We start from the raw sequence: 11,541 nt of genomic DNA, 5'->3' as shown, positions 1-11,541 counted from the left end.
GTGCTTGATGCCATTATCACCGTCAGTAAAAGACTGAAACTTACCATGATTGCAGAGGGTATCAGCACCAGGAAGCAGGCCCTGTTTATGAGGAATAATCAGGTAATGTTACTGCAGGGGTACCTGTTTTCACAGCCTCTTGATGCAGCTAACTTTAGAAAGTGGTATCTCAGAAATGTTTACTACATGAATACAACTTCCAAGGTATAATCAACGGAGATGCCGCTATATTTCCGCGGAAGCATTGTCGTATAAAGTTCCGGTAATAAGCTCAGCCAGATGATGGTCTGTGGCTTCCCAGAAAATGGCCAGTTTAGCCTCACTGAGGTCGTGATTTTTTGTAGATGGTTTTCTCCGGTGGCTCTTTATACCGTAACTGGCGGAGCATATAAACAAGTCTTTCTATTTAATTGTTCTTTCATACTGCAGCATATAGATCTTAAAAATTAGCGGGTTAAGAATAATATCAGGGGGAGCTTAAGTAGATTAATCATTTTCATTTGAAAGTAAAATACCAACAGTGACATTCCTACTGGTTGAATAGCCAATCTGGATTGTTCTTCACTCTTTGTTAACACTGGGGTGCAAAGAGAGCACAATTTATGCTAAACTTCTTCTAAGGAAGACAGTGATTTATTTATCGAATATGTGCCCTGACATATACACAGATAAAAACGAATAATTAGTGCGCGATTTATATTAAAGGAAAAAAAATGACGGCTTACCATATCCATGAGGTTTTTTTAGTAAAAATCGCACACCTGCCTCTTTCAGACAGTTATTATCTTGAATCAGACCATTTAGTCTCATAAAAGACGATGATTTCATCTGAGAGACTGGGTTTGGTGCTTGCATTGCCATCTGCTTCAATAATTATATTTCTTATTATAGTTGTACTTTCCGGAAATAACTTTCAAGATCGTTTCAAACAAGTTAAGGAAAATAATCTAACTGTTTCAGTTCAGGCAGAGCATGTGACAAAGAAAAGTAAGGAAACGATTATCTGCTTTTACCTGCAGCAAAGTATGATTGGTGTTAAGAAAAGAACTTTTCTCAAGCAGCAAATGCTACAAGTAGCAGGTAAACTGAGAGCTATGGCACGACGTATCTCGCGTAATGTCCCCCCGTGCAAGAAAAAAATGTTCGCATTGGTTACGCCTGGATTGATTTTCCCAGTCACTGGTAATCCGATATTACAATGATTCTGATGTAGTCAAGTTCGATAAATCCGAACAGTAACCTTCAGGCAAAGCGGATGCCTGACTATAGGTATATCAAACAACATGGGTCGATTCATTTGAAATGCATGTCTGATCACAGACCTGGTTGCAACTGGTCCGTATCGTACTGGATCATGTATCTTCCTCAGGGATATATTAATATCCATAAAATGAGAGATTGCCGCAATATAAATTTGGTTTGCAGGCAGTCTTGAAACAGGAGATGCCACTTTTGCTAACACTCATCTAGTGAAATGATGCCGCTCAAATTCTACCACATGAGGATCTCATTTAAGGTTTTGATGCCTAGTTTTGCAGCAACCCGTGAACGCATTCCATAGATGGTTTTGTTTGACACCTTATATCTCCATGCTTCCTCGTCCACCGTCATCAGGTTAAAAAAACATTTCAGTGTTCTGTACTCGGTAGCCGTCAGGCGTCCGCTTCTTTTTCTGCTCAGTGAGGTGAGCCTCTCTGTCATTAAACCTTCGGAACATAACTCAGGAAGTATTAACTGACCGGAGTTTAATACAAAGGAGTTTCCATTAGCAGATTTTAAATAATCTGCGACGGGGAGTAAGCTATGTTCCGTAATAATAAATGATGGCTGCATCCGTCTCATCTCCGCCCAGTTTGAAAGAACGATTTCTTTGAGAGACCACTTCGCAAGATTCAATACCATTATTTCTTCTTCTGGTGTTTTTCCTGAAAACAAATGAGCTAAACCTTCAGAAAAAAAACGGTCCCTAGCTGGGTAAACGGTCAAAGTCATTGCCTGATCCTTGTATGCTTAATGTTCGGATGAAATCTGGTCTAACCTGTTCATATTTTTAGCAACGATCGATCAAAATCCGGTAGTATGATAGGTATTGACTATCATGTATTGGATTTTGATCGTTATTTACGATCAAAATACTTGATATCGATCAGATTGTCTCTTAATATCCACCAGGAAAAGAAAAATTTATTAACGTAACCTATTGATTGGTAGGTAAGTAAATGGAATTAAGAGTTTTCAGGCTGACGTTACTCGCAGTATCCGCATTTTTCATGCAGATAAATCCAACCTCAGGTGCAATGTACGTTTATCCCATGGAGGTATCTGTAGGTCTTAAAGGAGCCAGCCAGATAAAAGTCATCTCCCAGGACAATGATGTTCAGTTTATTAAAGTCAGTCTCAAGCAGATATTTCAACCCGGGACAGCGCAGGAGAAGGAGAAAACTAGTGATGCGTTTAGTGTTGCCGGACTGATTATTACGCCGCAAAAGATTGCGCTCTCTCCTGCAAGTGAGCGAGTGGTCAGACTTGTTTCTGTCATGCCTCCAGAAAAGGAAACAACGTGGCGGGCTTATTTTGAAAGCGTCAATGAAGATAACTTTATTGTGCAGCAAGGCGATTTAAAAAAATCGACAGCAACCGCAAGTATCGGCGTTAATGTTGTTTGGGGCGCACTTATTCACGTCGCGCCTGAAAAAGTTCAGGCAAGCCTTTTATTTATCGATGGTAGTGGCAAGGTGTTAAATAATGGCACAATCCGTATCCCGGTAAAAGAAGTGGGGGTTTGTGACCAGTCTGGCCAGTGTCAGTGGATAAAAGTGTCTGCAACCATATATCCGGATACAGAGGCCCGCCTGGCGGGGATCACATTCTCACGCGATAAAAAGTATCGTATTAAATACGTAAACTGGATAACAGAAAAAACCGAAGAAATCTCTTTGTCTCTATAAAGAGACTATTACTCCGTCCCCGACACCAGGGAACAACAATATAAGGAATGTTCGATGAAAACTCAGATTAAAGTTATTTCATTTGTCAGCGTGCTTGTCACTACCTTCAGTGTGAATGCTGTCCAGCGTGATATTACTGTCACGGCAAATATCGACCCTACGGTCGATGTCACACTTGCTGATGGATCACCTCTGCCGTCATCTATCGCCATGCAGTACCTGCCAGGCAAAGGTCTTGCCGCCCATAAAGAGAACATCAAGTTCTGGTCCAATACTGCGGACCGTGCGCTAAACGTCAGCCTGGCAAATACACCGTCGCTCACGGATGCGAATGGCGCTAACCCTATTCCGCTAAGTGTGTCCGTCAATGGCACCGCCCTCTCCACGACGGCGACAAGCCTTGCTTACGCCACCACATTCCCAAGCGGGATTACGAATGGCTCGTCGACCATGCCGTTGGTTATTTCACAGACCACGCCAGGCGCAGTTTCTGCAGCAGGGACCTATACCGGCATTGTAAGTCTTGTCGTGACCCAGGCCACTGCAGCAGCGGGCGGCTGACAGAGATAAGAATAATGACAGGGGAAACCCTGTCATTAGACAGGACTTCATGGATGAATATACGATTCACGTTTCTGGCCGTAATGATAAGCGCGTATTCAGTCTCTCTGACGAGTAATGCATCATTGCGCGTACCCAGGGGATTTGAAGAGCTGGCCCGGGGTCAGACTATTCTCACGGAAGTCTCACTGTACGGACAATCGCTGGGGGTTTTCAAGAGCTGGGTGGATCTTGAAAGCATCCAGTTCATACAACCGGACGCGTTGATATCTTCCATCCTGAGGGCATATCCGGACAACCCTCGGCTCAGCATCATGCTGCATAAGTCTCTGGATAAACCGTTTCGCCGCAACAGCCAGCTCTCCTGCAGTACGGGCGGTAACCAGCCCGGATGCGATTTTCTGGACACTCAGACGGTTGACGTTATCTATGATGAAAATAATGGCAGGATAAATCTTTTTATTGCCCGGGATTATTTGCCAGCTAAAAAGCAGGACAATATTTATTACGACGTAAGCGCAGAAAGCCGTAATGCGCTCATTCATCAACAAAATGTCAATTTCGTTGCGGACAGGCGTTATCAGTCTGTGTCGCTTCAGGGTAACGGTACGTTGGGCGTTAGCGACGGGGGTTATCTCAACCTTGACTGGAATCTTCAGGGGCAACGTTCAGGCAATCAAAGCACGCATGATGTATCCGTCAATAATGCTTACATCAGGCAGGATTTTTTAAAGCGGATTTATGTGCAGGCAGGTGTCATGGACGCCCGGGACATATTCAGCAATACCGGGGGGAATATCAATCTCAGTCAGTTACCCCTGGGTAAAATTCGTGGCGTCAGGACGGGCTCGACGCTTGCATGGATAAACATGGATAAGGTCTCAACCGGCACGCCTGTCAATCTGTTTCTCTCACGTGATGCGAGAGTCGATGCTTATCGGGAAGGACAGCTACTGGCTTCATTTTATTTAAAAGCCGGTGCACAGATTCTGGACTCCCGGGCATTCCCTCAGGGAAGTTACACGCTTACTTTACGGATTTTTGAGGATAACCAGCTGGTAAGAACAGAAACAGTCCCTTACACCGGGCTGGGAGAACTTTCATCCCGCACGTTACAATGGTTTATTCAGGCGGGAGTACCGGACGCGGACGGGATCTTCAGTGAGCGCACCGACAGGCAGGTCGTTCAGGCCGGGCTGAGGCTGCCGGTGAGCAATAACCTCGCTCTGACCACTGGTTCAGCTTTTTTCAATACTGCGCGTTTCTGGGAAAGTGCGCTGGACTGGGCGCACGGTTTTGATTCCGGATGGCTTGACGGGCTTCTGACGTCGAGAGTCAGCTATCTGCACGGAAGCGAAGGCTCAAGAGGTAATATTCAGCAGGCAAATTACAGCGATGGTTTTTCGCTCAGTTTTTATCGTAGTGCAATGACGGCCCCGGAGTGTAACAGTCAGGGACTTCATCGCTACAGCATAAACGGTTGCTACAAGAGTAGTAGCGTGATGTTTTCTGTCCCGCTGGATAAGTGGTATGCCACACTCGGATTTGCCCGCAACAGTAACCGGGGGCGGTATGTCTATCGCCGGGATATAGCTGATTTTGACCCGCGTGACCGGACGGCTGTTCCCTGGGAAAGAATTTATCAGACTCACTCTGAAAGCCGGACATGGCAGGCGGGCCTCACGCGCACGATTAATCTCAATGATATTAATATCACATCAGGCATCAATGCCTTTTTTCGAAATGACAGCGCATTTAATGCTCCGGATAAAGGCATGTTTATTACGCTTTCGTTCTCTGCAAGCAGGAATGGCGTGGACGGAAAGCGAAGTACATTTTCTGGCGGAGCAAACTGGCAGACCAGTAAGCGGGGTAATGACGGGCTGGGTTATAACATTGCTGCCAGTCAGTACAGCGATGAGACGGGGGAAAACGAAACAGGTGTGTCGCTTAACGGCGTGAATACGGGCACGCTGACCGCTTCAGCTTATGGCCGTATGGGGGGGCAGTACGGCGCGGGGTCCCTGACCGTCAGTGACGCCTGGGACCGGACAAGTGGGGAACATCTGCTCAACGGTAGCGGTAATTACAGCTCCTCCCTCATCCTGGATCGGGATGGGCTGGCCGCTGGCCGCTGGGGAGATGGAACGCCTTCTTCAGCAATAACTGTGGGTGTTGAACAGCAAGACACCCCAGAAGTATCGCGGGTAAATGTCTCTGTGGACACCGGTGGAAGGAGTGAGGTGAGAGGCAACAGCAGGGCGCTTTTTACTGTGCCGGGTTACAGGGAAAACCAGTTTGACGTCACGGAGTCCGTTGCCTCCCCTGAGGGAATAAGCAGTGAGATAAGCCGGGGTACCGGAGCAAGAAAAGTCTTCATGACTCCAGGAAAGGTCTTTAACCGGGCTGTGAGCGTGCAAACGCGCTACACGTGGCTTGGCCAGTTGCTGGATAACAACCGCCACCCACTTGAAGGGGTCATCCCGCTTAATGTGATGGCATGGACGCCTCTGGGTAACGGAAGTTTTACCCTTCAGACGACGAGAAAGGTGGAAAAGTTGTACGTTGTGAAAAACGAATCCTACTGGCAGTGTGGGATGAAGGTCAGCATGATGAGAGATGTTATTCGTTATGTCGGGGAAACGAGGTGCCAGCGTACAGATCTTGCAAGGCTGCCTGCGGCAGAACAAAAGCAGGTTGTTCTGATGACTGCAGGGTTAAGTGATCATACGAAAAATACCGCTATGAATAATTAAGGCGTAAATATGTATTTTAAAAATGTTTTACTATACTTAATCTCATTTTTATCCATTGTTTCATTCTCTTGTAAAGCTATTTACGAGCCACCGATGAACAGAACTACAAATCTTACAGCTGAATTTGATAAAAACTCACTACCTGCTTCTTTAATTATCTGGAATGCTTTATCAGGCGGTCAGGATGATACTAATGGACAAAAATGGGGAAGAAATACACTAACCTGCCTTAATGCTACAGACACCACATATGGAGCTTGTGCGACTACGTCTTCGTGGTGGTACAACTCAACAGACAACAGACTTTACGTAAGACTGTCTTTTTCTCTTAAAGGAAGTTCAACTAAAGTTGATTTAAATATTACGCCTATAAAACAATGGAATGTTATTTCTGGAGGTTGTGCAGGACAATCCAAAAACACCCCTGCTTCAATGACTACTGGCTGCGATAATGCTTTAATCGTGACCAGTGATTTCACTTACAGCATTCCGCAAAGTGAGCTTGCCAAACTCTCATCTCCAGGCACCTGGACCGCTACGTTGAAGCAAAATTTACGTTTATGGGACAATGGATATGGAATATTGGGTGTTTGGAGTGCGGATATATCATTGACAGTGACAGACCTTAAAAGTCAGCAAGTTTATTTCCCAACATTCCCTTATTCAACCCCCCAGGTAAATCTTAATTTATCCAATCGCACTGGCACTAAGAATACACAAAGTATGAGCGGTAAGTCTGTATTAGATATGTGTCTATATGATGGAAAAAACTCGACAAGCTCTCAGGTTAATATGATATTCAGCGACGAGAGAGCGAGTGCTCCAGGAAGGCAGCCTGGATTTTTTTCTGTTTATCGAAATGGCGCTGACAAAAGTCAGGCTGAAAACAGAGTTGATTACCAGCTTAGCGTATTAAACCCTACATCCGGACAGTCACAGATTATAAGTAATGGAGCGGAGGTTTTATGGAAAAATACGAATGAAAGAAAAATTCAGAGACAAGTTGTTATTCCCGGTGTTTCGGGTGTTTCTTTATGCGTGCCAGCACCATTAACATTTACAACACCGCAATTCCGCTTTGCCGATAAGTCAGCAGGAATATATAGTGGGAAACTCACTGTTATATATACACCATCTACCCAGTCTAATTTAACTAACTAGAGCGTACGTTAAATACGACGAGCTATTGCAATAAATGGATTTCTATTACAAGGTTCGCTATGCTGAGCAGATTTACTTACATTATTACAAATAACTTTAGCTATGGACGTGTTTAAATGATAAGCGTTATTGCAAGGGTGACTAGTAAACCATAAAATTTCTTAGTGGACGGTATAATAGGCATTAGCTCTCAAGTAGAGAGAGTATATAAAGGGTTATAATTTGGATGCTGGTCGCCTTTTAATCATCTTTCCATGGTGGGTGGAGAGCTTAGCTGATGGATGTAGTTGCAGATAAAAGTACCGTTGTGCCAATCGAATACGGCTAAAAAGAACTCTCTGATCGGCACTTGCAGGTAGACTGGTGCAGGGCTGGAGATAAGGTTGCGCTCTACCTTTTTCTTTAACGCGAATGACCTTCCCCCTGAAAACAGTGCCAGGCTAAACTGAAGTCTCCGGTCTTTCTTCCATCTCAAAGAGAGGCACACCGCCATGAAAAAGACCCGTTATACCGAAGAACAGATAGCCTTTGCGCTGAAACAGGCCGAAACCGGTACTTGCATCGGGGAAGTCTGCAGAAAAATGGGCATTTCTGAAGCCACTTTTTATAACTGGAAGAAGAAATTCGCTGGTCTGGGCCTGACAGAACTGCGTCGTTTGCGGCAGCTGGAGGATGAAAATCAGCGGTTGAAAAAGCTTGTCGCTGACCTGAGTCTGGACAAAGAGATGCTGCAGGAGGTACTGAAGCAAAAGTTCTGAGGCCGGCTCAGAAGCGTCAGGCGGTACATTTCCTGCGGGAAGCTTACCGTATCAGTGTCCGGCGGGGATGTGGACTGCTGATGCAGAGCAGAACCGTTTACCACTGGCAGAGTCGGCGGGATGATCGAGCGATTACCCTTCGCATCAGGGAAATAGCGGAAACCCGGATCCGCTACGGCTGCCCGCGTATTCATATTCAGTTGCGACGGGAAGGCTGGCCTGTTAACCACAAGAAAACACACAGAATCTATTGTCTGGAAGGACTGAACCTGCGGAGAAAGCGTCCGCGCAGGCATGTCAGTGCAGCGCATCGCCAACAGCGCCCCTTCCTGACCGGTGTCGATTAGTGCTGGAGTATGGATTTCGTGTCGGATAATCTGTTTAACGGACGGCGTTTTCGGGTGTTAACTGTAGTGGATAATTTTAGTCGTGAGTGTCTGGCGATCCACGCAGGAAAGTCGCTGAAGGGCGAGGATGTGGTCGCTGTGATGGAAGCATTACGCTTACTGAGTAAACGCCAGCCTGTGCGTATTCAGACAGATAACGGCAGCGAGTTTATCTCGAAGAGCCTGGATAAATGGGCGTATGAAAATGGGGTGACAATGGACTTCTCTCGTCCAGGAAAGCCGACAGATAACCCGTTTATTGAATCATTTAACGGTAGTCTGCGGGATAATGCCTGAACATTCACTGGTTCCTCTCACTGGAAGATGCGCAGAATAAACTCGACAGCTGGCGCAGGGAATATAATCATGGGAGAACGCATTCATCATTAAATGACATGACCCCGGCTGAATTTATCCGGAGCCTACAAAAAGACGAAGATCTCTGATTTAGCACTGCATTGATTTTGGGCCAGGGTCAAAAACCCAGAAACCTCAAAAAGTGCGTGGAACTAAAACGGGTGTACTTACACCGGGACTTAACCCGGCACGGCCACGAGCTTGCGTATATAAAGATCTGTTGCTAATTTTTCAGGGTATTCATTGGATTACAGATAGCATAAATTGAAGAGAAAATCGTTATTCTGGTGGTCAAAAACGTACATTGTTGCCGGATCATACCCAGCATTACGTTCCCGGCCCCTGAATAACAGAGACAGATGCTGAAACGGTGATGTTTCATTCAGGCTAAAAATGAATCAGGGGGTTATGTATGTTTACAGATCTTCAGGGAAAAGTGGCTGCGGTAACAGGCTCCTCCAGAGGAATAGGGGCTGCAATTGTTACCCGCTTAGTTGAAGAAGGCATGAATGTCGTCATCAATTATCATTCAGACAAAGAAGAAGCGCAGGCGCTGGCTGATAAACTGAACGGCCTTAAGTCGGGAAAAACGACCATATTTGGCGGTGATATCAGTGATGAAAATACTGCCCATGACTTCGTTACGGCTGCGATAGATCATTTCGGAAAACTGGATTTGCTGATTAATAACGCCGGGATTGAAACTCAAAACCCGACGCACAGAATAAGCCTTGATGACTGGCGCAGGATCATTGACGTCAATCTTACCAGTTTTTTTCTCACCGGGAGATCTGCGCTTAACTACTTTTTAGAAAACGACATTAAAGGCAATATTATAAATGTGTCATCTGTTCACGAGATCATTCCCTGGCCGACTTTCGCCAGCTATTCTGCCAGCAAAGGGGGAGTACGTATGCTGACTCAATCCCTCGCGCTGGAATATGCTGCAAAGGGCATCCGGGTTAACGCTATTGGGCCGGGTGCTATAAACACGCCCATGAATCAGGATAAAATGAGCGATGAGACGTTACGTGTGGAGCTGGAAACGCTTATTCCAATGAAGTATGTCGCTGAGCCAGAGGTTGTTGCAAATGTTGCCGCCTGGCTGGCTTCAGACCAATCAGCCTATATTACCGGGCAGACCATTTTTGTGGATGGCGGGATGACGCTGTATCCCTCATTCCAGGGTGGGAAGGGCTGAATCATGAGTGAAGTGAAATCTGTCACTTCACTCTTTCAGTCACCGCATAAGCGGTCTCAGAAGTCCTGAGACAGAATAGTCGTCGGGCGTTTCTTCACAGACGAGTTACGCGCTGTGACAACAATTTATCGACTATATCTGCAAAATTGGCAGTAGAGGCAATAAATACGCTAATACCGCGCGGGATAAGAACAATGCTTATGTAGTACGCTTGTTATCTTGCCAGCCTGTGTCCGCAGAGGCTCAGGCAGTTACAGCTTTCCGCACCTTTTGGAAGTACACTGTAAGATGGTCAAGTTGTATACCTTAGCGTAATTGCTGGACTGAACGTACCGGCTCTGAAAGTGGTGCGTGGAAGACCAGTCTGATGAGATACATCGTCTCTGATGGTGAAAGAGTCAACATTGCCACAGAACGTTTATATTCATCTTTGTTTAAGACTGAAAGTCAGTTGCATCAAGACAATCATTTTCTTTTATAACATGTATATTCTGGTCAGTTGCAACTAAGTTTTGCAAGGTATGAGTGAGCTATTTTAAAGAATAAACAGGATGATGGGTGTCATCCACGTCATTCTACTTTCATTTAACGTAAATATTATGCCAAAAATATTTATTTCAAAAAGCAGTCTGGAAGTGAATGCAGCAATTATTTAATGCGTTCTGTGCACAAAAAAATAGAATATATCCTCAGCCCAGGGTATTCCCGATTAAAATAATAGGGGTATTCGTTGATTAACTATATATCAGCAGATGTTTCACCGTCGGTAATGCATTTTAAGTCATAAAGGTTTTATCTGAAAGCTGTCCCGTTGTTGGTTGTGAATCCGAGGGGATCGCAGCTATATATTCTGCAATCAGGAGTCGAACTTTGTTGTAAAAAAGGTTTTTAAACTATTTCCCAGGTAGGGAGACATACATTCTATGCAATATGCACGAACGATGACAAAGAAAGACTGGCTTTATATTCTCCGACAGTTACGCCACAAAGAGTCACTGGAGAAAATCATAGATAAAAAAAACTACGAGCTCAGTGATGCTGAACTGGCCGTTTTCTGGGGAGCCGCAGATCATCGTCTGGCTGAGCTTATTACCGGAACTTTATACGACCATGTTCCAGTGGAGATATGGCGGCATGTCCGTTGATTACATCTTCGGGGTTATATTCATATTGTATTCATTTCTGAGATACCACGTCCTAAAATTAGCTGCATCCAGAGGCGGTGAAAACAGGTACCCCTGCAGTAACATTACCTGATTATTCCTCATAAACAGGGCCTGCTTCCTGGTGCTGATACCCTCTGCAATCATGGTAAGTTTCAGTCTTTTACTGAGGGTGATAATGGCATCAAGCACTGGGGTGTCTCCGTTGGCAGAATCGATCGTTTCTGTGAAACATCTGTCAATTTTGAGA

General features: G+C 45.2%; 11 protein-coding genes and 1 pseudogene. 9 read left to right on the top strand and 3 right to left on the bottom strand.

The annotated features are described in order from the left end of the window. On the top strand, window positions 1-210 hold a 210-nt coding region (locus A936_RS18835), incomplete at its 5' end, for an EAL domain-containing protein (RefSeq protein ID WP_157141440.1). A 15-nt stretch (window positions 211-225) separates the two neighbouring features. Here A936_RS18835 and A936_RS23985 read toward each other — a convergent pair. Next, the gene (locus tag A936_RS23985; protein ID WP_157141439.1) at window positions 226-396 is read right to left on the bottom strand and encodes an Hha/YmoA family nucleoid-associated regulatory protein; all 171 of its coding nucleotides are present in this window, start codon (window positions 394-396) and stop codon (window positions 226-228) included. A 422-nt stretch (window positions 397-818) separates the two neighbouring features. On the opposite strand from A936_RS23985, the gene A936_RS18830 reads away from it, so the two are divergent. Continuing rightward, window positions 819-1,202, top strand: coding sequence for a hypothetical protein (locus tag A936_RS18830; protein WP_008460568.1), 384 nt, complete (start codon window positions 819-821; stop codon window positions 1,200-1,202). 289 nt (window positions 1,203-1,491) lie between these two features. Here the strand turns inward: A936_RS18830 and A936_RS18825 are convergent, their stop codons facing one another. Next, window positions 1,492-1,992, bottom strand: coding sequence for a hypothetical protein (locus tag A936_RS18825; protein ID WP_008460567.1), 501 nt, complete (start codon window positions 1,990-1,992; stop codon window positions 1,492-1,494). A 227-nt stretch (window positions 1,993-2,219) separates the two neighbouring features. On the opposite strand from A936_RS18825, the gene A936_RS18820 reads away from it, so the two are divergent. The 7 genes and pseudogenes from A936_RS18820 (at window position 2,220) to A936_RS18785 (ending at window position 11,273) form a co-directional block, all read left to right on the top strand. Next, complete coding sequence (locus A936_RS18820; RefSeq protein ID WP_008460566.1) at window positions 2,220-2,948, top strand: fimbrial protein; 729 nt, start codon at window positions 2,220-2,222, stop codon at window positions 2,946-2,948. 54 nt (window positions 2,949-3,002) lie between these two features. After that, complete coding sequence (locus tag A936_RS18815; protein WP_008460565.1) at window positions 3,003-3,509, top strand: CS1 type fimbrial major subunit; 507 nt, start codon at window positions 3,003-3,005, stop codon at window positions 3,507-3,509. A gap of 53 nt (window positions 3,510-3,562) precedes the next feature. Then, window positions 3,563-6,265 (top strand): TcfC E-set like domain-containing protein, encoded by a 2,703-nt coding sequence (locus A936_RS18810; RefSeq protein ID WP_008460564.1) that lies wholly within the window; start codon window positions 3,563-3,565, stop codon window positions 6,263-6,265. A 9-nt stretch (window positions 6,266-6,274) separates the two neighbouring features. Beyond that, window positions 6,275-7,426: a CblD like pilus biogenesis initiator family protein gene (locus tag A936_RS23015; RefSeq protein ID WP_008460563.1), complete on the top strand. Its 1,152-nt coding sequence runs from the start codon at window positions 6,275-6,277 to the stop codon at window positions 7,424-7,426. Between the two features lie 491 nt (window positions 7,427-7,917). Then, window positions 7,918-9,016 (top strand): annotated as a pseudogene (locus A936_RS23250) (IS3 family transposase). A 323-nt stretch (window positions 9,017-9,339) separates the two neighbouring features. Further along, complete coding sequence (locus A936_RS18790) at window positions 9,340-10,128, top strand: glucose 1-dehydrogenase (RefSeq protein ID WP_008460557.1); 789 nt, start codon at window positions 9,340-9,342, stop codon at window positions 10,126-10,128. A gap of 941 nt (window positions 10,129-11,069) precedes the next feature. Continuing rightward, window positions 11,070-11,273, top strand: a complete 204-nt coding sequence (locus A936_RS18785) for an Hha/YmoA family nucleoid-associated regulatory protein (RefSeq protein ID WP_034809945.1) — start codon at window positions 11,070-11,072, stop codon at window positions 11,271-11,273. Here A936_RS18785 and A936_RS18780 read toward each other — a convergent pair. Next, a partial coding sequence (locus tag A936_RS18780) for an EAL domain-containing protein (RefSeq protein ID WP_008460554.1) occupies window positions 11,274-11,541 on the bottom strand: 268 nt, incomplete at its 5' end.

Origin of the sequence: Enterobacter sp. Ag1 (assembly GCA_000277545.1) — a bacterium.
GTDB lineage: Bacteria > Pseudomonadota > Gammaproteobacteria > Enterobacterales > Enterobacteriaceae > Cedecea.
The sequence above is the reverse complement of the archived record's forward strand: the minus strand, read 5'-3'. Positions and strand labels throughout refer to the sequence as shown.